Genomic DNA, 25,149 nt, shown 5'->3' with positions numbered 1-25,149 from the left:
AATAATACTTATTCATAGTTTTTTTTGCAAATTTTTGCAAGAGGGGTATGCCAATTGGGGCCAGGAGCCTTTCGGATAAGTCCGACGAACTGCTAGACTTCTTTTGTATCTACGATTTTAGAAACCAGGTTGAGGATGAAAGGATCGACGATGGTGTAAATCCGTTTATTCCCCTGGACGGTAGAGTCTACAATACGGTTTTCTTTAAGCACCGCCAGGTGCTGGCTAATGACGGGCTGGCTTTCCCCGAGGCAGGTCCAGAGGTTGGTCACACAGGGTTCTCCCTGGTGGTGAATAAGGCAGAGAAGCTTAAGCCGGACCGGGTGGCCGCAGACCTTGAGTTTCCGGGATATTTCTTCGATCATATCATCGGCACATACTTTTTCGTCGCTCATAGTGGGACAATCATTACATAAATGATGCGATTCGTCAAGCGTTTTTTCTATATAGGAAAAATATTAAGACAGATAGATAACCGGGCGGGCTGGCAGGTTGGAGAGCGCCCGCGTGCCAGCGCCTCCCGCGGAAGCGGGCCGGCGCCAGCGGCAGCAGCTGGCGAGGCCTGGCGCTGTAGCTTGGGCGCCGGGGCCGGATTCGGCGGCTGGGCGCCGGCGGTAGCAGCTGGTGGGGCCTGGCGACCGGGCAGGGCCTTGTTCGATGGTACTCCTTTGGATACTATACAGCGGATGACACGAACCTATTTTGATTGGGCCGCCACGACTCCGCCCTTTCCTGAACTCTATAACATCCTCGCTCAAGCCCCCTTTGGCAACCCCTCTTCCCGGCACCGGGAAGGACGAGAGGCCCGGCAGGCGCTGGAAGATGCCCGCCGCCGCTGCGCCCAGGTTCTAGGGGTGAAACCGGAACAGCTCATCTTTACCTCGGGAGGCACTGAGTCCAATGCCTTGGCACTCCAGTCCCTTTTGGTACGCCATAGCACTGCAGGACTCCTGTATGGCGCAACAGAACACCCTTCAGTCCGGGAAAATGCAGAACAGCTTCAGCGGCTCTATATTCCGGTTGCATCAATACCGGCAGAACGGGACGGCCGGATAGGTATAGAGGCGGTTCTCAAAACGATGGAGAAAGCCCGGGAACGAAACCTGCCGGTCCGAATGCTGGCTATCATGGCGGTAAACAATGAGACCGGTGCCATAACCGATATCGAAACAATCGTCCAGACCGTACGGCAGCTGCCGGGGCCGGCCCTGCACATTCATACGGATCTGGTTCAAACCATTGGGAAAGTGCCCTTTTCTCTGGCTGGCAGCGGTATAGATTCTGCGGCTATAAGTGCTCATAAACTGGGAGGGCCCCGGGGTATCGGCTTACTGTATCTGAAACGGCCCCTCATCCCCTTAACCCGAGGCGGTGAGCAGGAATGGGGCTTCAGGCCGGGGACCGAAAATGTAGCCGGTGCTCTTGCAATGGCCTACTGCCTTGAACAGCTTGCAACGCCAGATAAGCTTGTAAAACACTACGAAGCAGCCCAGCAGCGCATGGCTCAGCTTATCAGCGGGCTAAAAAAAAGTGGAAACTGTATGCTCATTCCAGAGGATCGCCAGGAACAGGACCCCCGGTTTTCACCCTATATTCTTCAGGCAGCCTTCCCGGGCATTCCCGGAGAAGTGATGGTCCGGGCTCTGGACGATGCGGGTATTGCCATTTCTACCGGATCGGCCTGTTCTTCCGGAAAAATTGAGCGGCCCGTCCTCAAGGCCATGGGAATTGACGCGGATACCTCATTCTGCAGTGTCCGCTTTTCTCAGGGCTGGGCCACTACAGAGCAGGATATCGAAACACTCCTCCATGCGGTAAGCACTATAAGGAAGACCCTATGACAACCTTTCTATTAAAACTTGGCGAATTAACCCTTAAGGGCGGAAACCGCACCGAATTTGAACAAATTTTAAAGCGAAACCTAACCACCATGCTCAAGGGAAGCCGGGCGGTCATCAACTGTACCCAGGGACGATTTTTTGTACACTGTGAAAAGGATAAGGAATCCCAGGTAGAGGCTGTGCTGGACCGGCTTATCGGTATTGCAGGCTGGGCGAAGGCTCGGGTCTGTGAAAAAACCGTAGATGCGGTGGTGGCCGCCTGTGTGGCCGAAGCAAAAGCCCTGGCAGAAGCGGGGGTAAAAACCTTTAAGGTAGAAGCCCGCAGAGCAGACAAGGGCTTTCCTTTGGATTCCTATGGCATCATGCGGGCTGCGGGAGAGGGGATATGCGAGGCAGTTCCGGAATTACAGGTTGATGTACAGCATCCTGAGCAGATCATTTCCGTAGAGATTCGTGAACGGGCCTATGTTTATGGGCTTTCGCATCGGGGACGGCGGGGGCTCCCGGTGGGCAGTGCCGGCCGGTGTCTCCTCCTCCTTTCGGGTGGTATCGATTCGCCGGTGGCGGGCTACCTGATGGCCAACCGGGGCATGCGGCTTGAGGCAATCTATTTTCATGCCTACCCCTATACCTCGGAAGAAGCCCAAAAAAAGGTACACCGTTTGGCGAGCATTGTAAGCCGCTACGCTCTGTCGATCAAACTGCATACCATCCCCTTTACCCAGGTACAGGTACGGATTAAACAGCGTGCTCCTGAACAATGGTCCACAGTGTTATTGCGGATGGCCATGATGGATGCGGCGGGCAGGCTGGCGCGGCGCAATAAAATTCATTGTCTTGTTACCGGTGAAAGCCTGAGCCAGGTAGCAAGCCAGACCGTGGAAAACATTCAATGTACCGAGAGCACCGCAAAACTACCTGTGTTTCGCCCCCTTATCGGACTCGATAAGGAAGAAACCATTCGAATAGCCCGGGACATTGGGACTTATGATACATCTATTTTGCCCTATGAGGACTGCTGTGTGCTCTTTAGTCCTGCGCACCCGATTTTACATGGAAACATAGCAGAAGCTCAGGAATTGTATTCAGGGCTTGAACTTGATGAGATTATAGAAGAAGCACTGCATCAGGATAGGATTGAAAAATGCAATGCCGATGACGTAGAAGGTAGTAAGCTGTAGAAAACGGTAGGGACCTCTAAAAACTCATGTAAATGTAGATTTGTAGAGGTCCCCATTATAGGGCCTCTTAGGCAGTCTTTTTAACGCCCAAGACGTCGTTAATTGCCTTTTCCAGGGCAGCCTTGGGTAGTGCTCCCATAGCCGCCTGAGGCTGGCCTTCTTTGGGAATAAAGAGAATCGTAGGAATACTCTGAATACCAAAGACTGCAGAGAGTTCCTGTTCTTCATCGGTATTAACCTTATAGACCCGGATCTTTCCCTCGTATTCCTTAGAAAGCTGATCCAGCACAGGACTTACCATTTTACAGGGACCGCACCAGTCGGCATAAAAATCGACTATGGCAGGCAGATCCCCTTCATATTTCCATTCCGTATTGGTTTCGTAGTTAAAAACCTTTTGTTTGAATTGCTCCGTATTTATTTTTTCGGACATTGCTCGCTCCTTAAAGTATGTTATACTTTTAATATATTATTTTTATTATATATCGTCAAGCAATTTTATTGCAGGGGAGCAAAGTAGCCAAGCGCATCCCGACCGGACCGTTCCAGGAGGTAGACTTCAGCTTCCACCGGGAGGAAAGCCCGGCCAAAATCGGTGGGCAGTTGGGATTGATACTGGAGCGTATAAGAACCGGATGGACTCTGTCGGATCTTCCGGATCGAAGCTCCGATGCCCTGGTTTTGGTACAGTCTGAGAACTTGACCTCCGGTCTGGTCACAAAGATATTGCAATTCCTTGTCTGCGGTGCCATTGCCGATAAGCACCACGTAAAAGTAGATGCCATTGTTAGCCATATAGGAAGCCAGTTCCGAAAGGCCGTAGCTGTCAAAGGCTTTTTGCCCTAATTGGCCTGAACCGACAAAGATAAGGGCTCGTTTTTTTTCTACCGGGAGCAGGTCTGTTGCAGCGAGGCGGACTGCAAGGTCGAAACGCCAGCGAGGACTGTAGGAGCCTGGGTTTCCCCGGGCAGACTGTTCAAGGGCGACCGATGAATCGATCCGTTCTTTTACAGGGATGTCGCCGGCAGAAACGAGGGATACCAGGCGATCTGTTGCAGATACAGAGTCCTTAACAGCAGTCCGAAGCTCTGTAAGGAGTGGTACCGTCGCAGGAGATCGTTCTAAAATAAGGGAGATAGCAGCGCTTGATGAAAGGTATGCCGCACCGCCAAAGGTTTGCTCAAAAACCGGTTTACCCCCCTCGGTAATGAGAAAATTTCGTGCATCGAGCCCAACAATAGGCCGCCGATGCCGGTCCTGTACCTGAACTTCCAAGGTAACCAGGGGAAATTTGTCTGCAATAACCCGTTCAATCTGAACAAAAAGCCCCGAGGCCATATCTTCGGTGCGGTTCAGGATGGTTACCTCCTCCGCCTGGAAGTTAGCCGCCGCAATGGAGCCGTTCTTGTCAACATCGGCAGTCAGGATGCGTCCCCCTGCATTCCCCAGGGAGCCGATAGGTTGAACATTGCCTGTCTCAGGGGAAACCATGAGGATCCTGCTCCCATCGGCTACAAGTAGCTTACCATCCCGGAGGGGACGCATCCCTTCAGGAGCATTCAAGCCTTCTTGTACTGCAATCCCCAGGTAATTTCCGTTTTTATCAAAGCTGTAGATGACCCGGTTCACTTGGTCTGCCACATAGACAATAGCGTCTATGACTGCTATCCCCGTGGGAGCCCGAAAACCCGGAAAATCAGGGCCCTTGGTACCAAAAGAAAAGAGAAAAGTACCCTCGGGGCTGAATTTAGAAATACGCAGGGAACCAAAATCTACCACATAGAGGTAGTCCTCTGCATCGATACAGATATTCTGGGGACCGATAAACTGGCCAGGTCCCCTCCCTTTACTGCCAATAGAGGACTTCCAGTTTCCCCGCCCATCGAGGACACTAACCCTGCCACCGCGATATTCGGATACAAAGAGGCGGCCATCGGAAGCTTGGGCAATATCGTAGGGACGGTCAAACCCATTCAGAGGCCCCCGCAATCGTTGTTTAATAATACCGTTAACATCGATGCGTAGAATCTCGTTTGAACCATAGGCCACCACCCAGATTGAGCCATCCGGCTGGGGTAGTACCGACGAAGGCTGGCGGTATAAAAACTGGCCATTTTGTTTGGCAGGGTACCGACCTGACTCGACATAGCGGACCTGGTCTTCGGTAATGAAAAAAAGGCTCCGCCGGTTCCGAATGGTTTCGAGGTAACTGGTCAGAAGGAGGAATTGGCTAGATGCAGCAGGATACAACTTAATAGCTTCCTGCCATTGACGGAGAGCCGTTTCTTCCAATCCAGATCGATAATAAGAACGTCCGAGCCATTCCAGAATGAGTGGTTCCGTAGGTTTATAGGAGAGGGCTTTCTCAAAGGAAAGGATTGCCTCATTAAATCCAAAACGATTATAAGCTAATATCCCCCTGCGGAATTCCTCCCTGGCAAAAACCGCATTACGGTCCACACCAATTGATGCATCCTGACTATTCTGGCCAAACAAAGCCATCCCTGGGCTTATAAAATGTCCTATAAGTAACAGAACAAGGATTTTTTTCATCAATCTGCTCCAAGAATGGTCCGCATATGGCTTATAATTTCTGGATGTCGGGGAAGCAAGTCCAGAGCCCGTCGAATCCAGGTACGGGCTTCGAGGATTTCCCCGTTTTTAAAGTATGCCCAACCTAAGGAGTCCATGTAGGCAGGGTTTTGGGGCTTTTTTTCTATCGCTTTTTTGCAAAAGGTAAGCCCTTTCCTGACATCCTTTTCGGTATCTGAAAGGATGTAGCCCAGGCCGTTCAAAGCTGTGGGACTTTCCCGGTCCAACTCAAGGGCTTTCTGATACAGTTCAATGGCATCATCGTAGCGTTTCTGGCTGTAGGCGGCATAGGCCATGGTTGAATAAATCTGCACCGATTCAAAACCATGCTCTATGAGCCGCTTAAGTTCGAACTCGGCTAGCTTTGAACGGCCGGTAACAGAATAAATATAGGCTAAGGTCATCCGGCACTGATATGCCCTGAGGGGATTTGAACCTCCGGTTACCACCTGCTCCAGATACAGGAGAGCATTATCATATTGTTCAAGCTTGGTATAACAGAGACCAAGATAATAGGCTAGCTCTCTATTCTCTTCTGTATCAAAGTAGGATGCATCGACCTGTAACAGTTCCTTTAATGCCGCATCCCAGCGTTTTGAACGATACAGGCGAATACCGGTTTGTAAAGATCCTGCCATACCCTATTCCGTACTGGAGACTAATGGCTCAGCATGAACGACCATTGCAGGGCCCGATTCGGTAACTTCATGAACGATAGGCTTAAAGCCGAAAATACGTTCATAATCTTCCATACGGCGAGTGTACTCTTCGACCGCATCATCTTTGATAAGTGAATAGGTACAACCGCCGAAGCCCTGCCCTGTCATACGGGAACAAAGAACCCCGGGAATTTCAGCGGACCGCTTGATAAGCCAGTCTATTTCAGGACAGGACACTTCCAAACGGTCTCGGAGGCTTTCATGGGAATGATAAATAGCCTTTGCAAAATTATTTAGATCGTTCTTTTTCAGGGCCTCTTCAGCTTCATTGATACGGCGAAGTTCCTTGACCACATGGAGGGAGCGGCGCCGGATTTCCTCTGGTAATGCCCCCATGGATTCCATAAGGTCCTCGGTAACATAGTCCCTGAAGGTGGCCCCTTCCCGTTTATGAGAGAGCAATTCCAGTCCCTTGCGAATATCCCGGTTCCGTTGTTTCAGTTCCGCTTCGACGGAGAAACGGGGAACCCGGGAATCGGTAATGAGAATCTTATATCCCTTAAATGGAAGTGGAATCGGCCGAGCAGACATAGTAAGTTCATCTACAACAAGGAAATGATCTCGCTTCGATGAAAGGGCGATGAGATGATCCAGGGGATGTTCATTGCGGCCAAAGAATGAAAAGGAAGCATCAGCAAGGAGATTTAAAAGGTCCTTATCGGTCATATTCGGGGCGAGTAAGGCCCTTAGGGCCAAAGCGCTGGCGACCTCTATGGCCGAAGAAGAGGCCAACCCTACCTGCTGGGGAATATCTCCTGTCAGTGTACAGTTCAACCCTTTGATAGGATAACCCCATTCAGCAAAGCCATGAATCGCCATTTTGATGAAATTAGCCCAACGGTCTTCCCGTTTATATTTTAGATTGATAAGGGTAGTCCGTTTGCGTTCGCCCAAATCAGCAGCAAAGAAGCGGAGTGAACTGTCCTTCCGGTGGCTTATGGCTACCCTGACATGGCGGTTTATTCCTGTAGTGAGAAGTAAAGCTGCACCGGGTTCGCCATGTTCACCAAGTAAATGTAATCTGCCGGGGGCCTCAGCAATCATAACCGGCTCTGAGCGGTCAATATCGGCTTCGTATTCCTTGAGATGTATAGAACCGATGTCCTTCATAACGCAGGCCCCCGATAGTATTCTTTTATGACATAATATATGAATTTTGCCTATTATTCAATCAAAATATTATTGCTTCTTTTAAAACTACCATTCTTTTGATAAGATACATTCCATGAATGTGCTTGCATCGATACTATCTGCCCTGCTTCTCGCGCTAGCAGTCCCTAATGAGCTTGCTCCCTATGGCAATGCTTTGGTAGCCTTTGTAGCCCTGGTGCCTTATTTTATTGCGCTGCGACGAAGCCGCTCCTATCGGCATGCGGCTTTTCTCGGATTTATATTCGGAAGCCTTTCCCATGCAAGCTCCAGTTATTGGCTCTATTATTTTAAAGATTTTGCATTCTGGACTATTGGTTCCACCAGCATCGCCTATGGTGTTCTGCATATGTTAGTTGCAGGCTTTTTGCACTGGGCTAGTGTAACCAGGTTTGAAAGACTTTTCTGGCAGCCCTGTATACCTGCGAGAACAGTGCCGGAATATAGGTGGGGTACTTCCTTTTTGAATATGGGTTCGATTGTACAAAACAATTTTTCTGTCCTGAGGCCCTTTGTTCTTGCCCTGGGGTGGACTACATGGGAATGGGGAAAATCTATTGGCTTTCTAGGCTATCCCTGGGGGCTTGTGGCCTATGGGCTTAATAACTATCCTCGAATGACTCAAATTGTGGATGGGCTTGGTGTCTATGGACTGAGTTTTTTCCTTGCCCTTGCATCAGCCTTGCTGGTTGAACTAGGGTCTGCTCTAAATACGGGTATTGACCTAGGGAAGAAGGCCTTGAAAGATCTTTCTGCATGGGCTCGAACTACCATTATCTGGCTTCTTTTATTTATCTGGTTTGCTGGATATGGTTCATATAGACTCGCTCATCCTACACCTGTCCTCGCCGAGGTCCCGCTCCTACTTATTCAGCATAACGCAGATTCATGGATGGATGGCGAACTTTCTGCCCTTGGAACGGCGGTACGGCTAAGCCGGGAAGGTATGGAACAATATGAAAAGGAAACAGGTATTAGAAAACCGGTTCTCCTGGTTTGGTCCGAAACGGTACTTCGCCGGCCCTTTGCAGATTATCTTGGTTTTTATAAACGTAACCCCAAGGATGACCCGTTGGTACCTTTCCTGGCTGAACAGAAAGTCCCCCTGCTAACTGGAGCCCCAGTGGTACTCAACTGGGAAACCTACGATGCCACAAACTCGGTTATTTTCATCAACCCTGATAGTACTATCAGCTATTCCTATGCAAAACGGCATCCGGTTCCTTTTGCTGAGGCCATTCCCTTCTGGGAATATCAGTGGATGCGGGACTTCATGGCCAAAGTTGTTGGTGTTGATGGAACCTGGACCATGGGAACCGAAGCGGTCGTTATGGAAGTAAAAACCTCTGAGGGGACACCGATTCGCTTTGGGACGCCCATTTGCTTTGAAGATGCTTTTGCCGATGTCTGCCGCGACTTTTTTAAAGACGGAGCAGACCTGCTTATCAACCTGACCAACGATTCCTGGTCCCAGACGGTCTCCTCCGAAACCCAGCATCTGGTGGCGGCTCGGTTTAGGGCAATAGAAAACCGGCGGGTTTTGGTTCGTTCGACCAATGGGGGAATTACAGCGGTGATTGATGCAGAGGGACGGGTTATCAAGAGCCTACCACCTTTTACCGAGCAGTACCTGGCGACAGTGGTACCAGTACAAAAAGCTGATAGTTTTACAACCTATTATCTCTTGGGGGACTGGTTTGCCGCCTTAGTAAGTCTTGTCTTTTTCTGCCTTATTTTTGTGAACTATGTAAAAACCCATCGATTCCGAGCCCTATAAAAATACTGGGAGTAAAGCCAGGTATGGGCGGCCCGTCTAGGTACGGCCTTACTAAATGTGGCTTTAAACGTTGTGAAGTCTAAGTGGATGCAGCCCTCGAGGCCCTTGACGTGAATCGTTGTTTCTGTTAACCATACTTATCGTATGGTTAACAGAAAGCCAAACCATCCTGAGACCTTACAGCATGGGAGACCAACAACCAAAGCTACTGTGCTTACTCTGCTCAGAGATGCCCAGGGCCATATTCTCTCCGGTGAGGCAATTGCCCATCGAGCCCAGGTGTCTCGGGTCGCTGTATGGAAATCAATCGAAGCATTAAAACATGCAGGCTACCCTATTGAAAGTATTGAAAACGAAGGATACCGGCTTAAGGGAAACTGGACCGATGATTTTTTATATCCCTGGGAATTTCCCGGCCGGGAGGATCGTTTTTTTTATTTTGACCACATCGACAGCACCATGCATCGGGCCCGGCAATTAGCCCAGCAGGGCAGTCCTGGCGGTGCGGTTATTGTAGCAGAATGGCAAACCGGACCGGTCGCACGTCAGGGTGGGCGTTGGGATTCCAAGCCAGGAGGGCTCTATGTAACTCTTCTCGAACGTCCCGGATGTCCCCTCACCGAATATCAGCGGTATATCCGGTTTGCCCAGCAATGTTTGGGACAGGCCTTAGAGAAGGAAGTGAGTATACCGGTGCAATATGACTGGTATCCGGATATTTATGTGGAACAAAAAAAAATAGCCGGGATTGTTTCGGAATTGCATGCCCTGGATGAGCAGGTACAATGGATATCCATTGGCATCGGGGTCCATGTCAATGATGCAATTGAGGATGAGCAAAGCATCAGTTGTAGCAGAATTGTTGGAAAGCCTTTGTCCCGAAAGGCTCTGCTCAAGGAATTGCTTGCTGCCTGGGAGACACAAAGCTGTGAATGATAAAGCTCCTGTCAGGGGCTCTTATTTTACATACCTCACAGTCGACTTAAACAATAATTAAGTTACTAAGTCGGTTGCAAGGAGTTTCATGATGGAAAACCGAACCAAAATGCTTTTATCACTCTCACTGGTGGCGCTGTTTGCAGCCCTCACCGCAGCGGGAACCTTTATCAGTATTCCCCTGCCCTTTTCGCCGGTACCGGTAGTATTGCAAAATATGTTCGCCCTTCTCTCCGGTATGATTCTAGGGCCCCTCATGGGAAGCGCTGCTACTGCCGTATATCTCATTATCGGAGCCCTAGGAGCACCGGTCTTCGCAGGAGCTAAGGGTGGTTTTGCTATTTTTCTAGGGCCTACTGGAGGCTATCTCTTGGGCTACCTCCTTGCATCCCTTATAGCAGGTTTGATTGTTGGGTCTCCCCGCACCCATGAAGGCACAAATTGGGTTCGTATTATTCTCGCGGCCCTCGCAGGGATTATTGTCATTTATATTCCAGGCCTCTTGAGGCTTAACATGGTTATGAATGGAAACTGGGCTAAAACCTTTACCGCAGGATTAATTCCTTTTATTTTAGGCGATCTTGTTAAAGGTGCTGTAGCCTGTCTTATCACCCCCCGATTGCGGAGTCTCATTTCTGATATTTATCATGCCTGATATCCACCATGTCTGAGCCGTTGTATTGTATTGAGAAACTCTGGAAACGTTTTCCCGATGGAACTGAAGCGCTCAAAGATATTAACCTAGAACTACGGGACGGAACCTGCACGATTATTGCAGGTTCCAACGGTTCAGGGAAAACCCTCCTCATGAAGTCACTGGTTGGTCTTGTTGACCCCAGCGAAGGAATCATTAGGTATCGGGGAAAACCTCTCAGAGAAGTAATCACCGAAGTACGCCAATCGGTAGGCCTTGTTTTTCAGGATGCGGATGCCCAGATCATAGGAGAAACCGTAGCAGATGATGTAGCCTTTGGCCCCAAAAATTTAGGCTTACGGGGTTCAGAACTCTCTTTTCAGGTTGATGAAATTCTTAAGAGTCTTGAGCTCATCTCTAAAAAGGAAGCACCTCCCCGACGTCTTTCTGGTGGAGAAAAACGCAGACTCGCTGTAGCGGGTATCCTTGCCATGGGATGTAGTACGGTTATCATGGATGAACCATTTGCCAACCTGGACTACCCTGGCATAATCCAGGTTCTGACACTGATCATGCATCTGAAACAGGAAGGGAAAACAGTGCTGGTACTGACCCATGAATTAGAAAAAATGCTTGGCCTGGCAGATAGGCTTATTATTTTACATAAGGGCTATATCTGTGACGATGGTGATCCGGAGAAAGTGCTGAACCGGCTTAAACCGGAATATGGTATCCGGGATCCCCGGCAAACCTATAGATCCGTAAAGGACTGTACATGGCTCATAGCATAGCCTTTGAATACACCCCAGTGGCAGGGCCCCTGCATCGCTTGCATCCGATCCTGAAATTGGCTTTTATGGCAGGAATAAGCCTGGGGGCTCTGGGACAGGATACGCTGGTACTGATCCTCATCACTTTTGGGGTTATAATAGTAGCCCGATGGGGTAAAATTCCTATTCAAAAGCTTTTTGTTGGATCAAAACCCCTTCTAGTAACCACAACCATTATTATTCTCTTCAGTGCTGTAAACCTTCATCCCTTGAATTGTGATAGTAAGGCCCTGTATGGGGGCCTCCGCTTTCTCTGGGCTATTGGTATTTCCTTTGCAGCAGCATCTCTCTTTTTTTACACAACCAAGCTTACCGAGTTACGCGAAGCCCTTGAAACCCTTGAAAATCCTTTACTGAGATCCCAGCCCCACTATCTCCGTTTCTCTCTGCTCTTTACCCTGACTATGGGTTTTATTCCCCGTATATTTTTTGAGTGGTCAGAAGCAGAAGATGCCTGGCTCGCCCGGGGCGGCAAAAAGGGGCTCCAGATGATGATACTTCTCATACCATCGGTACTGGAGCGGCTCATTATGTCTGCAAAGGAAACGGCCCATGCACTGGAACTGCGTATCGGCCGTTAGGCCGATACAGCCGTTAGGCCGATACGGCCGTTAACACCGCAAACATCTGGGCTTCCAGTTCCGCATGGGCTGGTGAACTATAGCAGCGCTCGTCCCGAGAAAGCAGGATCTTTTTGTCCCACACGGGATTGAGAGGTTGACCCTGCAGAATAATGGTACGATCCGCCAGGTATATCGCTTCCCGAGGATCGTGGGTTACAGCAAGTACGAGCCGTGGCTTATCTTGAAGCAACCGTAAAAACAAATCCATAAGCTGAATACGCAGCGGTACATCTAAAGCCTGGAAGGGTTCATCCATCAACATTACTGAAGCAGGACATAGAAAAGCCCGTACAAGGGAAACTCGCTGCTGCTGACCGCCGGATAATTGGGCAGGCTTATCAAAAGCCTTATCCGCAAGACCAACCTGTTCGAGCATAAAAAGCGCCTTTTCGCGGGCTTCGGTTTTTGATACCCGCTGAAAGAGGGGAAGGCTCACATTATCGATAATGCTGAGCCAGGGAAAAAGCCGGCTTTCCTGAAACACATACGAGAGGGGCCCTTCGACAGAAAGAGTACCAGCCTGGGGTTTTAAGAAACCGGCGATGAGTCTAAGCAGGGTTGTCTTCCCACACCCCGATGGCCCAAGTAAAGCACACACTCCCGGCCCCTGTACATATAGCGAAAAATCCTGAAATAAGGCCCTGTCTGTATTGGGATAAGAAAACAATAGATGCTCTATGGTGATGTTCATAAAGCACCTTCCCTATACATAAAGAGCTTTTTAATTGCAAGAAAAACCGATTCTGTAAGGCCTGCCATAATAACAGTTGCTATGGTCCAGGCTATAAGCTCTATAGTTTCGAGCTGGGCCTTAGCCATCTGCATTCCTGTACCAAGGGCAAACCGGGGCTGTACAATAACTTCAGCAGCTACGACCACCTTCCAGCAGAGCGAAAGAGCACTATGCAGTCCCGCAATCATATAAGGCAACAGACTCGGAATATAGAGATATCGAAGCCGTTGTAATTCAGACAGGTTATAGAGATCGAGCACTTCACGGAGTTTTGGATCTGCAGACTGTATCCCTGCCATAATATTCGAAGTGAGAATTGGAAACATCATAAGAAAGGCAGAGAAAATAGGTGTTCGCTCCTGACCGAACCAGATAAAAGCGATAAGAATGATGGACAGAACTGGGGTAGCGGCAATAACCAGAAAAAAGGGCCTCATAAAAGCACGGATACGCCAGTTTAATGCTGAAGGTATACCGATAAGCAACGATACTGGTATGGCGATCGTCATACTGATAAGGATTCGGACAAGGCTCATACCCAAAGCTTTCATAAACTTCTGAGTACCAATGAGCCCTACCAAAGTTACTAAGGTCTTCCGGGGATCAGGCAAGAGAATATCACTTGCAAGAACACGGCTTCCCAGTTCCCAGAGCACCAGAAGGACAAAAACTCCCCCTATTCCCCAGAAAAATTCTCGTTTATTCATGAATAGGCTTTACATCCAGATAAAAGTTGTCAGAAGGCAGTTTTCCTCCGATTGATTGAGGAGCATACTCAAGGAATGCGGAAAAAAGAGCTTCCAATGAGGGACGAGCCTGAGGGGCTGGTATAAATACATAAGAACTCTTCGGGATCGCTACTGTTGCCACAGGAGCCTTGATACCTAAATTGTATTTTTCAACCAGGGCACCAGCTTCTGCAGGATGGCCAGTCACCCAGACAATTGAATTCTCAACCGCTTCATATATAGCCTTCAATGCTGCGGTGTGCTTTTGGGCCAGATCCCGGGAAACCACCAATACGGTCATGGGATAATTTTCGCGCCCCCCTGCTTTTACCCATTCAGCCTGAATATCCCCAACTACCTTCAGGTCCTTGTTTCCAGCCAATGCCATGGTTGCAAAGGGTTCAGGAAGAAGGGCCAGCTTGATTTTTCCAGCAATGAGGGATTGTGCTATTTCTGGATAAGCCAGAGCATACCCCAATTGAACATCCTTTTCAGGATCAAGTTTATAATTGTGTAATATACGGCGAAATACATAGTCGGGGGTTGCTCCCTGACCTGCTACTTCTATTGATGTACCTTTCAAGTCCGTAATACTGCGAACAGTCGGGTCCGCTGAAATAAGTTTCAGCATTCCCTGACCAATGACTGCGGCCACGGAAATATCCTTGCCGGAACTTGCAAGTTTTGCCGCCATATTAGCGGGTAATATACCAACTTGAGCCTCACCACTGAGGAATTTGGCCGCCATCAGGTCTGCTTGGGCAAGGGCTTCTATCATAATGGTATAGCCCGTTGCCTGGGGAGGAGCTTCAAAGAGTTTCACCATACCGACTCCGGAAGGCCCCTTAAGGGTATACACCGTAATTGGTGTAGTCTGTGCAGTAAGACCTGCAAAAACGATGAAGGATAACAGACAGCTAAACATAAGTTTTTTCATAGGACACCTCTTTACGTAACAATACAAAAGAAACAGGACCAGAACAAGCGTCCTGGCCCTGCTTTTAAAATGGTGCAAGGTCTGTCCCGAAACATCCTGATATATATCATAAAGATAGCTATCGGAACAGACCCTCGTGGTTTATAGGCTCCTGATTAAGCAGAAATCACTATTTTTTGGTATTCCGCAAAACCGCCTGAGCTGCTGTAAGCCGGGCTATCGGGACCCGGAAGGGAGAGCAGGATACATAGTTGAGTCCGGTGCGGAAACAGAAATCGATTGTGGCAGGATCGCCGCCCTGTTCACCGCAGATGCCCACCTTGAGATCGCTCTTTACAGAACGGCCCTTGGTGGTAGCCCAGTTCATCAACATACCCACCCCTTCTTCATCAACCGATTTAAAGGGATCCACATCGAGAAGACCCAGTTTTTCATAGGCAGGCATAAAGGAGCCCACATCGTCCCGGCTGAAGGCAAAGGTCATCTGGGTCAGGTCATTGGTACCGAAGCTGAAGAAGTCTGCAAATGCGGCGATTTTGTCCGCCAGGAGAGCAGCCCGGGGTACTTCGATCATGGTACCGATCTGGATATCCAGTTTCACCTTGGCTTTTTCCAGATTTTTCTTAATGATTGCTTCTGCCCTGGGCCGGAGAAGGGCCAGTTCCTGTTCATCGCAGACAATGGGAATCATAATTTCAGGCTTTACAGGAATATTCTTCTTCACACAGTCTATAGCGGCAAGCACGATGGCTTCTACCTGCATATCGTAGATTTCCGGATAGGTAACCGCAAGGCGGCAGCCCCGGTGACCGAGCATGGGGTTAGCTTCGTGGAGCTTATCAATCTTGGGCTGGAGGTCCTTGGGTTTCACACCGAGATGTTCCGCAAGCTCTGCCACCTCTTCCTTGGTGTGGGGTACAAATTCATGGAGCGGCGGATCGAGGAGCCGGATGGTAACCGGCCGGCCTTCCATGGCCTTAAAGATGCCGAAGAAGTCCTTTTTCTGCAGGGGCAGAATCTTCTTAAGGGCTTCCTTGCGGGCTTCTTCTGTATCGGCCACAATCATGGTCCGGAAGTGGATGAGTTTTTCCTTATCGAAGAACATGTGTTCAGTTCGGCAGAGACCGACGCCCTGGGCGCCGAAATCAAAGGCCCGTTTGGCATCCTCTGGCTGGTCCGCATTGGTCCGTACGAGGAAGCCCTTCACATTGCCGCGGACCGAATCGGCGCAAACCTTGTCACACCAGGAGAGGAAGGTTTCCAGGTCCTTGGACATTTTGGGGCTGATAAGGGGAAACTGGCCTTCATAGACATCTCCGGTGGAACCATCGATGGTAATCCAATCCCCTTCTTTAAAGGTCTTTTCACCGATAACGACTTTTTTGCCCTGTACTGACACCCCCTTGGCACCGGCCACACAGGGGGTTCCCATACCGCGGGCAACGACTGCCGCATGGCTCGTCATACCGCCAGTGCTGGTGAGGATGCCTTCGGAAACTACCATACCGCCAATATCCTCGGGGCTGGTATCTTTTCGTACGAGGAGTACCTTTTCGCCTCGCTCTGCCCATTCCTCTGCATCCTTGGCGGTAAAGACGATACGGCCGCAGGCAGCACCGGGAGAAGCATTGAGGCCCTTGGTCAGAGGTTTAATCCCCTTTAGAGCCTTCGGATCGATCATAGGATGGAGGAGCTGATCCAGATGTTCCGGGGTAACCCGTTTAATAGCCGTTTCCTTGTCAATGAGTCCTTCGGCCACCATATCAACGGCGATTTTTACTGCCGCGGCCCCTGCCCGTTTGCCGTTACGGGTCTGCAGAATATAGAGGACCCCCTGCTGAACAGTGAATTCCATATCCTGCATGTCGCGGAAATGATTTTCAAGCTTGTCTTTAATATCTAATAACTGTTCATAGACCTTTTTGTTTTTCTTTGCCAGGGTAGCAATCTTTTCGGGAGTACGGATACCGGCGACCACGTCTTCGCCCTGGGCGTTCATGAGGAACTCGCCGTAGAATTCATTTTTACCCGTAGAAGGATCACGGCTAAAACAAACACCGGTGCCCGAATCATCACCGAAGTTGCCGAATACCATGGACTGCACATTCACCGCGGTGCCTTTGAGGCCCTTGATATTGTTGAGTTCCCGGTACTTGATGGCCCGTTCGTTCATCCAAGAACCAAAAACCGCATTAATGGCGCCCCAGAGCTGATCCAGCGGATTCTGGGGGAAATCTTTCTTGGTGTGCTTTTTGTAGATTTTTTTGTATTCCACCACCAGGTTTTCCAGATCCTTCGCATCGAGGCCCGTATCCAGCTCAACCTTCTTAGCCTTTTTCATGGCCGCCAGGGCTTCTTCGAACTCATCGTGGGGGATTCCCATGACAATGTCGCCATACATCTGGATAAAGCGCCGGTAGGCATCCCAGGCAAAACGGGGGTTCCCGGTCTTATTGGCCAGACCCACTACAGCCTTGTCGTTCATGCCAAGATTCAGGATTGTATCCATCATACCGGGCATGGAAACCGCTGCACCGGAACGTACTGATACTAATAGAGGATCCTCAGGATCGCCCAGTTTTTTACCCATCACTTTTTCCAGTTTTGTGAGATTATCCAGAACTTCCTTTTCCAGTCCCTCAGGATACTTTTGCTTATTCTCATAGTAGGCAGCACAGACCTCGGTCGAAATAGTAAACCCCGGAGGCACGGGGATGCCTAAATTCGTCATTTCTGCAAGATTGGCTCCCTTACCACCAAGAAGCTCCTTCATCTTGGCATCCCCTTCGGCCTTACCTTCACCGAAGAAATACACAAATTTCTGCTTAGCCATTAGTTCTTTCCTCCATATCAATTAAGAATAGCATATATACAAAAAAAAGAAAGGGGATTATTTTCATAATTTGTAGTATAGTTGCTGCATGAAGTATACAGATTTACCGGTCTATCAGCATAAGGATCTTATTGTTTCAGCCCTACAGACACACCAAGTAATTGTTGTTGAAAGCCCCACCGGTTCTGGGAAAACGACCCAAATGCCAGTTATATTGTATGATGCTGGTTTTGCCCAGCATGGCATGATCGGGGTTACCCAGCCGCGACGGATCGCGGCGGTATCGGTCAGTGAATTCATCGCCCGTCAGATGGGAACGAAAATCCCTGGCCTTGTAGGCTATAAAATGCGTTTTGAAGATCAAACTGACCACAGTACCAAAATAAAAATCATGACCGACGGGATTCTGCTTCAGGAAATGAAGCTCGACCCCTACCTTTCCAAATATGATGTGCTTATGGTTGATGAAGCCCATGAACGAAGTTTAAATATCGACTTTATTCTGGGACTCCTGAAACGGGTTTTAGAGGTTCGACCGGAATTTAAGGTCATCGTTTCTTCAGCTACCATAAACACCCAGGTCTTTTCCGAATACTTTGGTGAATGTCCGGTGGTTAAAATTGATGCTATTACCTATCCGGTCACAGTGGTCTATGATCCGCCAGATACGACTGTGGTGAGCGAGGGAATTGCTACGGGACAAGCGGCCCTGGAAGCCCAACTTCTCAAAATCACCGCCATTGTAGAACGGGTCGTCAGCGAAAAACGGCCCGGAGACATCCTCATATTTCTTCCCGGTGAAAAAGCGATTAAGGACTGTATGGCAATGCTGGTATCCTGTTCTGTTGGAAGAAGCCTGCATCTTCTTCCCCTTTATGGCAGACTTGGCAAGGAGGAACAAGATCGGGTCTTTGATTCTGCCCCCTGGGGGAAAACCAAGGTGGTGGTTTCCACGAATATTGCAGAAACCTCGGTTACCATAGACGGCATTACCACGGTTATTGATTCGGGCTTAGCGAAACTCAATTACTATAATCCAAGAACCTTTACATCGAGCCTGATCGAAGGGCCGATCTCCAAAGCGTCCTGCAATCAGCGCAAGGGACGGGCAGGACGAACCCAGGAAGGGACCTGTTACCGGCTTTATTCCCGCAAGGACTTTGAAAACCGGCCCCTTTTTACCACGGAAGAAATTTATCGGACCGATCTTTCCGAGGTCGTTCTCCGTATGGCCGAGCTGGGTGTTACGACATTTGAAGAATTCGACTTTATTTCTCCACCGAACCGAGAAGGGCTCATTGCGGCCATAGAAACCCTCAATCTCCTGGATGCTCTTGATGATGACCGGAACCTCTCATCAATTGGGAAAATGATGGTTCAATTTCCCCTGCCCCCGCGCCAATCCCGTATTATTGTGGAAGCCCTGCGAAGTTACCCCCAGGTTACGGAGGAAACCCTTATCGCAGCGGCCTTTCTTTCGACCCAGAGCCCTTACATTCTCCCGCCGGGGGAGGAGACCGATGCCCGGAAGGCTCATCATACCTTCCGGGACCCCGCTGGGGATTTTGTGTCCTACCTCAAACTCTTTAAGGCATTTAAAGAGGCTAAAAATAAGAGTAAATTTTGCGACAAGAACTACCTGGACGAAAAGACCATGGTGGAAATTGTCAATGTAAAGGAACAGTTGGAACTGATTGTATCTGATATGGGACTCCCAATATTATCCGGGGGGGCCACCGAGGACTATCTCTGTTGTGTTGGCAAAGGGCTCATCCAGTTTGTCTGCGTACGAGTTGGCCGAGATATGTATCGGAGCCTTACTGCGGACCGTATTTTCATCCATCCCGGTTCAGTAATGTTCCGGGAAGATCCCATGTACATTGTGGCGGGAGAAATAGTCAGGACGACCCGTATGTATGCCATGTCGGTTTCGCCCCTGCCCAAAAGCGCCTTGGGGAAAATCCATCCAACCCTCTATGAAGGCTTGGTTGGCAAAATTTCCAAGACCGAAACAAAACCAAAACAGGCCCGGGATTTCACCAATCGCTGTAAAATACTCACCGAAGTCTTTGATATTGAAAAAATCAAAGGTGTTAAGACGGTGGTGCTTCCCTGGGAAAAACTGGAAAAAATTAAGGGGCAAATCGGCATTGACACGGCGAGTATGTACAAGGACCTTAAGGGCATCGTTACCCTAAACAACAAGTACACCATTCTTGCAGGGGAACGGCTTGAACTTATTTTAAATCTGGCTCCTACCCTTAACCTCGATGAAGGGCTGAATAAAAGTTGGCCCCGAAAGAAAAACTTTTCCATCCATGAAAACCTCTCCGAACTCATCGAGGCTCTCCCGCTGGTGGGGACTGCGGCGTTCTGGAAACAGGGGAAAAACGAACTGGGCTTTCTCTGTCTCTTTACGGACAACGGAGGCAATTACTGGTTTAAGTGTTCCCGGGGCTTTCATACGGCAATTAACGAAAGTGTAGCCAGTCTGGAAAATCTTATCGATGAACTGGGAGATGAGATTAATCTGGAATGGAAGGATCGGGTTAACCAGACCTATCGTCGCCTTGCATCATATTTGGCCTAAGGGCTCGACAAAAGGGCCCTACAGCCCCTGCTGTTCCAGTTCCTGAAAACAGTCCACCAGGAAACTATTGAGGAGGAGGAGACCCTCCGACGTGAGGGCCCATCGGTCTTTCTGAAAAAGTCCCCGTTTTTTCCAGAGGCTGATCGTACGCCCAATGAGGGATCCTATAGATTGATGAAAACGAGCTTCGAAAAGGGCTTCATCGGGTCCTGCAATTGTCCTGAAGCCCATCATGAGGCTTTCTTTCATCAACGTGCTCTGATCTAGAAATTCCCTATCCGCCGGAGGAGACACCCTATCGGGGGTGACTGACTCATCGGGTAGAACCATTTCACCCCGGGGCGATATTTTGTCAGCCCACTTTTTTTCAGCCAATTTTTTTTCAGCCCAATGGAAATAGGCTTGTAAATCAGGTCTGTTGGTCAAGCGCTGACCGGTGCCATTCTTTTCATCTATAAGCGTCGTAGAAGCTCCGGGACCACAGCCAATCCAGCTTTCCATACGCCAGTACCGCATATTGTGCCGGCTTTCATAGCCCGGGACTGCAAAGTTAGATACTTCATAGGTCAGCAAGCCCCGGGCTGTCAGAGCATCCCGGCCGGCAAGCCAGATGTCTTCAGCTTCCTCTTCGGAAGGGAGGTGAATCGTACCGGCACGGACATACCTGGCAAGGGGGGTAGTTGCTTCCAAGATAAGGGAATAGAGAGAAACATGATTGGTACCGGCATCGAGCACCCGCTGAATATCCGCACACAGTCCTTGGGCTGTTTGAAAAGGGAGCCCAGCCATAAGGTCTACTGAAAAGGCCTGGGGAAAATACTGCCCCGCAATGTCCAAAGCGGAAAAGCACTGGTCTACGGTTCCGCTTCGGTGTACTGCAAGGCGGCTTGGTTCATGAAAGGACTGGATCCCAAGACTGAGCCGATTCACCCCCCGGCACCGGAGCATGCTCAGGATGTCTTCGTTCACCGATTCAGGGTTTGCTTCCAGGGTTACCTCAGCAGGCCAGTTGGGGAGCACATGGGACAAATGCAGAAGCAGGGCTTCCAGCCCCTCCAGACCGAGAACCGTAGGAGTCCCGCCGCCAATATAGAGGGTGGGCACATGCTCCAGCCCATACTCCAGCCCATAAAAACTCAGGGCCCAATCCAGTTCCCCCTTGAGAGCGGTTACATACCGATGAAGGAGCCCTGAACTATCGGATTTCGAGGGTGGGGCCAGGCGTAGGGCCAATTCAGAATAAAAATCACAATAATCACAATGGGAAACACAAAAGGGAATATGAATATATAAGGAAGCGGTCATGAACAAGCCCGAAATTTACAGTTTTCCGATACGAGAAAAGGGCCAATAACGGAAAAAGGGCTTTCCCTTTATATCAGATAATGTAACCGGCCCCCAGGTGCGGGAATCGTTGCAATCACTGCGATCGTCGGAGAGCACAAAACATTCCCCTTCTTTAAGACGAATAAGAGCCATATTCGAAGCAAAGGGTAATGTATTCCCTGCTCCGCCCTCTTCATTGGGTACGGTAATATCATAGGTTTTTGAACTTAGCTCGAATTCAGTAAGGTTATAGTCCTGATTTACCTGTTTGACCCGTACAATATTATCAGTGATGGAAATTTCATCTCCCGGCAGCGCAATAATCCGTTTTATAAAAAGGCGTCTGGCCTCGTTTACATGCACCGCCCGTTGGGCAGTAAAAAAGGCAATAAAATTATCCCACAAACGAACATACCATGAAGAGGACGTGGTAGAATAGGATTTCTCAAGAACAATGAGATCCCCATGCTTATAGGGAAAAAGAGAAGACTCTTTGTCATGAGGAAAGAGTCGAGTAGAGAGGGCAAGCCCTACATCACCAGGGGTAAGCGTCTTAGCCATAGAATCGGATTCAACATAAAATGAAAAAATAAAAAAACTGGAAATAAAAAGGTACAGCAAAAAAGTCCCTAAAATCCATAGAAGAGCCACAAGGAGCCGATGTCGCTGATGTCGTTGAGCTGTGTATGAATATTTTTGCCATTTCTTGTATATCATAGCGGACCTTATTTGATACTACCAAACCGAGAGAGGGGCCAATATTTAAGCGATCCCTGGCCGAGTACTTTGGATAGGCGGACTGCACCAAAATAGCGGGCATCCCGGGAATTATCCCGATTATCTCCCATGGGAAAGATTCGCCCTTCGGGAACGTACCAGCCCAGTTTGAACCGGGCAGCGAGCATGGTATATCGCCGGTCTTGAGGATTTGCAGCCTGTAGTACTGAAATACGGGACCGCTCGTGTTCCAGATAATCGGGATATTGTAGTGTGGCAGCACCCTTAACTTGTTCCAGTAAAGCGGCAGGAACCTGTAAACCCATATCTGAATAGGCTGCCATACGCCCTGCCGCTTGCAGTGCAGGATAGGCAGAGATATCCATCAACCTGTTAATTCTATGATTCATATTCGTTGCTTTGATATAATCCCGTTCTGCCACAATCCTGTCTTCACCGGGGAACAGAAAATATATTTCACCATCTTTCATAGTAATAGTGTCTCCGCTCATGCCCACAGCCCGTTTAATGAGAAAGTGTGCCTTGGGAGCCCCATTTTCATCCCTGTCTATATCCACCAGTGACAGGGTGAGCATATAGAGAACTCGCTGGAGCACATCAAAGGCGGGACCGCGGGATATATATGAAGGATTCTCAAAGATGATGACCTGATTCCGCTGAGGCTTAAAAGGACTGGGCAGTTTACCCACACCGGGAAGGAGCTCCGGTCCATAGACAAGTTTATTTACAAAGATCCGATCCCCAATGAGCAGTGTGTCGATCATGGACCCCGAGGGGATCTGATAGGCTTGAAAAAGATATTGATTAATGATCAATACCACGCCAGCGGCCCACACGAAGGCTTCTATCCAATCGATGATTGGGTTTTTAGCTTTCTGTTTTTCTTTTTTTGCCCGTATTATTGCACGCCGCCGGGTGAGCATCTGCTCTGTAAATTGCTGTACCTTGTTAAAAAACTCGCTGCCCTGTACCATGATAAAAACCTACCATGAAGTACCGTCGTTGACAAGGTCTAGCTGCCAACTTATAATTCGCCCATGTTTGGATTTATAAGGAAAAAAACCGAAATACTCCCAGAAGATAGGGTTACACTTAAACCTATTTTTGGAATTGAACCGGGGAAATACTTAACAGTCCTTTATGCACTACTCATAGTGGGGCTGCTGTTTTTTTTACTCCTCTATCCGGGGCTGACCAAACGGGGAAGCATCTATACAATACAGACAGAGCCTGCTGGAGCCGCAATCCGTATCGATGATGTGTATCAGGGGACTAGCCCCTGTACTATTTTTGTACCCGAAGGGAACCATACCATTTCGGCGGTTCTCCCCGGTTTTACTGCAGAGCAAAAGACTCTTGATGTAGGGAATCGGATTTTCGGATCTCTCTTCTTCCCGAAACATAAGCAATTATTTTTAAAATTAAGCAGCGATGACCCTCTTAACGCAATTTTAGCAGGGGCTCAAGCCTATGCAGCATGGACCTTTGCGGGAGAACCAAGTGCTACCTATCAGGTTCCTCTGGTGCTTTCCGAAGCCATGTACCGTGGTGCCTTCCAGGCTGTACAATCTGGTCATGGTGATGAACTTCTGGGCATCCTTTCAGCTTCTGCCCGTTTTGCAAGTACCTCTGTAGCGCTGCGAGACCTGAGCAGGGCCCATTTTTTTGCCCATACTTCAGGACTGGCACCATCGAATGTCACCACCCTTTCTGCCCTTCAGGATGCCCTTGCCTATATCAATGAAAATCCGGCTGCTCCAGCATGGCTCCTGTCGGCCTTACCTTCAACGGAATCCAAGGCTCTCGCCAGTACAGATTGGTATAAAAAGCATACATTGGCATCACAAACCGAATGGGATAGCTTAAAAGAGAAACCAGCCCTGCTTGGAACACGCATCAGCATTGGCCCCCTCCAATTCCGTGAAATTAGTATAGGAGACAGCACTTTTTATATGGCTGAACAGGAAGTAAGCCAGCAAGCATGGGACACTTTTGTAGCTGAACACCCTGAATGGGCAAAAGAAAAAAAAGATGCCCTCATTGCTCAGGGGCTTGTGGGATCTGAATACCTGGAATCTGCTGATAATAACGCCTTTCCTGCAGGGGTTGTTCCTGGAGTTTCCTATTACGCCGCAAAGGCGTTCTGTGCCTGGCTTACTACAAAAGTTCCTCAGGGGCTTAAAACCGGTAGGACAACAGACTATCAGGTACGGCTTCCGACAGAACTAGAGTGGTATAGTGCGGCAAGCCATTTCAACAACAGGAATTTTACCAATATCATTGGTGGACTTTGGGAATGGTGCGATACCCCTTTTGTTCCCTTCCCTGAACTTAAAGCTCCAGAGAACTTTCGAAATCTGCTAAGCTCTCCCGAATTTGTGGTTAAGGGAGGTTCCTGGGCTAATAAAGCCCAAACGATACAGGCTGAAACCAGGGCTTCCTTACCGCCCGATTCGTCATCCCCCTTTGTTGGGTTTCGACCCGTATTTGCAAGGGAGCGTTTCCATGAGTGAGGGTGTTAAAATTATTGCGGTTAACCGCAAGGCCCGGCACGATTTTACCATAGATGAAACCTACGAGTGCGGTATTGTACTCATGGGAACGGAGATTAAATCTGTTCGTGAAGGAAAAATATCCTTTCCCGATGCTTGGGCAGAGGTAAAAAATGGCGAAATTTGGCTCAACTCTTTCAGAATTGCAGAAAACCCCTTTTCATCGATCTTTAACCATGATCCGGACCGTAAAAAAAAGCTTTTACTCCACAAGGATGAAATAAAGAGGATTGCCAGAAGGGTGGAAGAAAAGGGATACACCCTGATTCCTCTATCCTTCTATTTTAAAAATGGAAAAGTTAAGGTAGAATTAGGGTTATGTAAGGGTAAAAAAGCCTTTGATAAACGTGCAGATATTCGCGAACGGGACATACAACGGGAAGTTTCCCGGGAGTTCAGAGAGAAATTGCATTGATGGAACCTCTCTTAC

The 25,149-nt window shown here is 48.9% G+C and carries 22 protein-coding genes; 10 read left to right on the top strand and 12 right to left on the bottom strand.

All coding sequences use genetic code 11. The annotated features are described in order from the left end of the window. Nucleotides 1-92: 92 nt before the first annotated feature. Nucleotides 93-395 (bottom strand): ArsR/SmtB family transcription factor, encoded by a 303-nt coding sequence (locus SPICA_RS15255; RefSeq protein ID WP_013968776.1) that lies wholly within the window; start codon nt 393-395, stop codon nt 93-95. A gap of 21 nt (nt 396-416) precedes the next feature. On the opposite strand from SPICA_RS15255, the gene SPICA_RS06705 reads away from it, so the two are divergent. Together SPICA_RS06705 and thiI are read left to right on the top strand one after the other, a co-directional pair. Next, nucleotides 417-1,841, top strand: coding sequence for a cysteine desulfurase family protein (locus SPICA_RS06705; RefSeq protein WP_237255946.1), 1,425 nt, complete (start codon nt 417-419; stop codon nt 1,839-1,841). Beyond that, nucleotides 1,838-3,022: a tRNA uracil 4-sulfurtransferase ThiI gene (thiI, locus tag SPICA_RS06700; protein WP_013968774.1), complete on the top strand. Its 1,185-nt coding sequence runs from the start codon at nt 1,838-1,840 to the stop codon at nt 3,020-3,022. The genes SPICA_RS06705 and thiI overlap by 4 nt, the downstream gene beginning before the upstream one ends. Nucleotides 3,023-3,089: 67 nt before the next feature. Here the strand turns inward: thiI and trxA are convergent, their stop codons facing one another. From trxA to SPICA_RS06680, 4 genes are all read right to left on the bottom strand, one after another. Next, on the bottom strand, nt 3,090-3,455 hold the full coding sequence (gene trxA / locus SPICA_RS06695; RefSeq protein ID WP_013968773.1) for a thioredoxin: 366 nt from the start codon (nt 3,453-3,455) through the stop codon (nt 3,090-3,092). A gap of 65 nt (nt 3,456-3,520) precedes the next feature. Continuing rightward, nucleotides 3,521-5,575, bottom strand: coding sequence for a 6-bladed beta-propeller (locus tag SPICA_RS06690; RefSeq protein WP_013968772.1), 2,055 nt, complete (start codon nt 5,573-5,575; stop codon nt 3,521-3,523). Beyond that, the gene (locus SPICA_RS06685) at nt 5,575-6,252 is read right to left on the bottom strand and encodes a tetratricopeptide repeat protein (protein WP_013968771.1); all 678 of its coding nucleotides are present in this window, start codon (nt 6,250-6,252) and stop codon (nt 5,575-5,577) included. The genes SPICA_RS06690 and SPICA_RS06685 overlap by 1 nt, the downstream gene beginning before the upstream one ends. 3 nt (nt 6,253-6,255) lie before the next feature. Then, nucleotides 6,256-7,443 carry a galactokinase gene (locus SPICA_RS06680; protein ID WP_013968770.1) on the bottom strand — a complete coding sequence of 396 codons (1,188 nt, stop codon included), beginning with the start codon at nt 7,441-7,443 and terminating at the stop codon, nt 6,256-6,258. A 115-nt stretch (nt 7,444-7,558) separates the two neighbouring features. Between SPICA_RS06680 and lnt the strand changes: the two genes are divergently transcribed. The 5 genes from lnt (at nt 7,559) to SPICA_RS06655 (ending at nt 12,240) form a co-directional block, all read left to right on the top strand. Next, a complete protein-coding gene (gene lnt, locus SPICA_RS06675; protein WP_013968769.1) occupies nt 7,559-9,259 on the top strand; it encodes an apolipoprotein N-acyltransferase in 1,701 nt (566 codons plus the stop codon). 144 nt (nt 9,260-9,403) lie between these two features. After that, nucleotides 9,404-10,195 (top strand): biotin--[acetyl-CoA-carboxylase] ligase, encoded by a 792-nt coding sequence (locus tag SPICA_RS06670; RefSeq protein WP_013968768.1) that lies wholly within the window; start codon nt 9,404-9,406, stop codon nt 10,193-10,195. An 88-nt stretch (nt 10,196-10,283) separates the two neighbouring features. Beyond that, nucleotides 10,284-10,850, top strand: a complete 567-nt coding sequence (locus SPICA_RS06665; protein WP_156789640.1) for a biotin transporter BioY — start codon at nt 10,284-10,286, stop codon at nt 10,848-10,850. An 8-nt stretch (nt 10,851-10,858) separates the two neighbouring features. Continuing rightward, nucleotides 10,859-11,620, top strand: a complete 762-nt coding sequence (locus tag SPICA_RS06660) for an energy-coupling factor ABC transporter ATP-binding protein (protein ID WP_013968766.1) — start codon at nt 10,859-10,861, stop codon at nt 11,618-11,620. Continuing rightward, entirely contained in the window at nt 11,605-12,240 is a 636-nt protein-coding gene (locus tag SPICA_RS06655) for an energy-coupling factor transporter transmembrane component T family protein (protein ID WP_013968765.1), read from the top strand. The genes SPICA_RS06660 and SPICA_RS06655 overlap by 16 nt, the downstream gene beginning before the upstream one ends. Before the next feature lie 13 nt (nt 12,241-12,253). Here SPICA_RS06655 and SPICA_RS06650 read toward each other — a convergent pair whose 3' ends face one another. From SPICA_RS06650 to ppdK, 4 genes are all read right to left on the bottom strand, one after another. Beyond that, entirely contained in the window at nt 12,254-12,973 is a 720-nt protein-coding gene (locus SPICA_RS06650; RefSeq protein ID WP_013968764.1) for an ABC transporter ATP-binding protein, read from the bottom strand. Continuing rightward, nucleotides 12,970-13,722, bottom strand: a complete 753-nt coding sequence (locus SPICA_RS06645) for an ABC transporter permease (RefSeq protein WP_013968763.1) — start codon at nt 13,720-13,722, stop codon at nt 12,970-12,972. The genes SPICA_RS06650 and SPICA_RS06645 overlap by 4 nt, the downstream gene beginning before the upstream one ends. Beyond that, nucleotides 13,715-14,680 carry an ABC transporter substrate-binding protein gene (locus tag SPICA_RS06640; RefSeq protein WP_013968762.1) on the bottom strand — a complete coding sequence of 322 codons (966 nt, stop codon included), beginning with the start codon at nt 14,678-14,680 and terminating at the stop codon, nt 13,715-13,717. Before SPICA_RS06640 ends, SPICA_RS06645 begins: the two co-directional genes overlap by 8 nt. Nucleotides 14,681-14,849: 169 nt before the next feature. Then, the gene (gene ppdK, locus SPICA_RS06635) at nt 14,850-17,513 is read right to left on the bottom strand and encodes a pyruvate, phosphate dikinase (protein WP_013968761.1); all 2,664 of its coding nucleotides are present in this window, start codon (nt 17,511-17,513) and stop codon (nt 14,850-14,852) included. Between the two features lie 88 nt (nt 17,514-17,601). On the opposite strand from ppdK, the gene SPICA_RS06630 reads away from it, so the two are divergent. Continuing rightward, nucleotides 17,602-20,103, top strand: coding sequence for a helicase-related protein (locus SPICA_RS06630; RefSeq protein WP_013968760.1), 2,502 nt, complete (start codon nt 17,602-17,604; stop codon nt 20,101-20,103). An 18-nt stretch (nt 20,104-20,121) separates the two neighbouring features. Here the strand turns inward: SPICA_RS06630 and hemW are convergent, their stop codons facing one another. Genes hemW through lepB (SPICA_RS06615) form a run of 3 tightly spaced genes read right to left on the bottom strand, consistent with a single transcriptional unit; the run spans nt 20,122 to nt 23,141 of the window. Then, nucleotides 20,122-21,408 (bottom strand): radical SAM family heme chaperone HemW, encoded by a 1,287-nt coding sequence (hemW, locus tag SPICA_RS06625; protein WP_013968759.1) that lies wholly within the window; start codon nt 21,406-21,408, stop codon nt 20,122-20,124. A gap of 15 nt (nt 21,409-21,423) precedes the next feature. Continuing rightward, complete coding sequence (gene lepB / locus SPICA_RS06620; RefSeq protein WP_013968758.1) at nt 21,424-22,146, bottom strand: signal peptidase I; 723 nt, start codon at nt 22,144-22,146, stop codon at nt 21,424-21,426. An 8-nt stretch (nt 22,147-22,154) separates the two neighbouring features. Then, a complete protein-coding gene (lepB, locus tag SPICA_RS06615; RefSeq protein WP_013968757.1) occupies nt 22,155-23,141 on the bottom strand; it encodes a signal peptidase I in 987 nt (328 codons plus the stop codon). 63 nt (nt 23,142-23,204) lie between these two features. Here lepB (SPICA_RS06615) and SPICA_RS06610 point away from each other — a divergent pair, with 63 nt between their 5' ends. Further along, complete coding sequence (locus SPICA_RS06610) at nt 23,205-24,680, top strand: SUMF1/EgtB/PvdO family nonheme iron enzyme (RefSeq protein WP_013968756.1); 1,476 nt, start codon at nt 23,205-23,207, stop codon at nt 24,678-24,680. Next, the gene (smpB, locus tag SPICA_RS06605; protein WP_013968755.1) at nt 24,673-25,134 is read left to right on the top strand and encodes an SsrA-binding protein SmpB; all 462 of its coding nucleotides are present in this window, start codon (nt 24,673-24,675) and stop codon (nt 25,132-25,134) included. The genes SPICA_RS06610 and smpB overlap by 8 nt, the downstream gene beginning before the upstream one ends. Nucleotides 25,135-25,149: the final 15 nt, after the last annotated feature.

Origin of the sequence: Gracilinema caldarium DSM 7334 (genome assembly GCF_000219725.1) — a bacterium.
Lineage (GTDB): Bacteria > Spirochaetota > Spirochaetia > Treponematales > Breznakiellaceae > Gracilinema > Gracilinema caldarium.
This window is presented reverse-complemented; position numbering and strand designations above follow the sequence as displayed.

What these genes read in the sequence shown, in the direction of transcription:
- SPICA_RS15255 (WP_013968776.1), bottom strand. Translation starts at nt 395, where the DNA reads ATGAGCGACGAAAAAGTATGTGCCGATGATATGATCGAAGAAATATCC.
- SPICA_RS06705 (WP_237255946.1), top strand. Translation starts at nt 417, where the DNA reads ATGATGCGATTCGTCAAGCGTTTTTTCTATATAGGAAAAATATTAAGA.
- thiI (WP_013968774.1), top strand. Translation starts at nt 1,838, where the DNA reads ATGACAACCTTTCTATTAAAACTTGGCGAATTAACCCTTAAGGGCGGA.
- trxA (WP_013968773.1), bottom strand. Translation starts at nt 3,455, where the DNA reads ATGTCCGAAAAAATAAATACGGAGCAATTCAAACAAAAGGTTTTTAAC.
- SPICA_RS06690 (WP_013968772.1), bottom strand. Translation starts at nt 5,575, where the DNA reads ATGAAAAAAATCCTTGTTCTGTTACTTATAGGACATTTTATAAGCCCA.
- SPICA_RS06685 (WP_013968771.1), bottom strand. Translation starts at nt 6,252, where the DNA reads ATGGCAGGATCTTTACAAACCGGTATTCGCCTGTATCGTTCAAAACGC.
- SPICA_RS06680 (WP_013968770.1), bottom strand. Translation starts at nt 7,443, where the DNA reads ATGAAGGACATCGGTTCTATACATCTCAAGGAATACGAAGCCGATATT.
- lnt (WP_013968769.1), top strand. Translation starts at nt 7,559, where the DNA reads ATGAATGTGCTTGCATCGATACTATCTGCCCTGCTTCTCGCGCTAGCA.
- SPICA_RS06670 (WP_013968768.1), top strand. Translation starts at nt 9,404, where the DNA reads ATGGTTAACAGAAAGCCAAACCATCCTGAGACCTTACAGCATGGGAGA.
- SPICA_RS06665 (WP_156789640.1), top strand. Translation starts at nt 10,284, where the DNA reads ATGATGGAAAACCGAACCAAAATGCTTTTATCACTCTCACTGGTGGCG.
- SPICA_RS06660 (WP_013968766.1), top strand. Translation starts at nt 10,859, where the DNA reads ATGTCTGAGCCGTTGTATTGTATTGAGAAACTCTGGAAACGTTTTCCC.
- SPICA_RS06655 (WP_013968765.1), top strand. Translation starts at nt 11,605, where the DNA reads ATGGCTCATAGCATAGCCTTTGAATACACCCCAGTGGCAGGGCCCCTG.
- SPICA_RS06650 (WP_013968764.1), bottom strand. Translation starts at nt 12,973, where the DNA reads ATGAACATCACCATAGAGCATCTATTGTTTTCTTATCCCAATACAGAC.
- SPICA_RS06645 (WP_013968763.1), bottom strand. Translation starts at nt 13,722, where the DNA reads ATGAATAAACGAGAATTTTTCTGGGGAATAGGGGGAGTTTTTGTCCTT.
- SPICA_RS06640 (WP_013968762.1), bottom strand. Translation starts at nt 14,680, where the DNA reads ATGAAAAAACTTATGTTTAGCTGTCTGTTATCCTTCATCGTTTTTGCA.
- ppdK (WP_013968761.1), bottom strand. Translation starts at nt 17,513, where the DNA reads ATGGCTAAGCAGAAATTTGTGTATTTCTTCGGTGAAGGTAAGGCCGAA.
- SPICA_RS06630 (WP_013968760.1), top strand. Translation starts at nt 17,602, where the DNA reads ATGAAGTATACAGATTTACCGGTCTATCAGCATAAGGATCTTATTGTT.
- hemW (WP_013968759.1), bottom strand. Translation starts at nt 21,408, where the DNA reads ATGACCGCTTCCTTATATATTCATATTCCCTTTTGTGTTTCCCATTGT.
- lepB (WP_013968758.1), bottom strand. Translation starts at nt 22,146, where the DNA reads ATGATATACAAGAAATGGCAAAAATATTCATACACAGCTCAACGACAT.
- lepB (WP_013968757.1), bottom strand. Translation starts at nt 23,141, where the DNA reads ATGGTACAGGGCAGCGAGTTTTTTAACAAGGTACAGCAATTTACAGAG.
- SPICA_RS06610 (WP_013968756.1), top strand. Translation starts at nt 23,205, where the DNA reads ATGTTTGGATTTATAAGGAAAAAAACCGAAATACTCCCAGAAGATAGG.
- smpB (WP_013968755.1), top strand. Translation starts at nt 24,673, where the DNA reads ATGAGTGAGGGTGTTAAAATTATTGCGGTTAACCGCAAGGCCCGGCAC.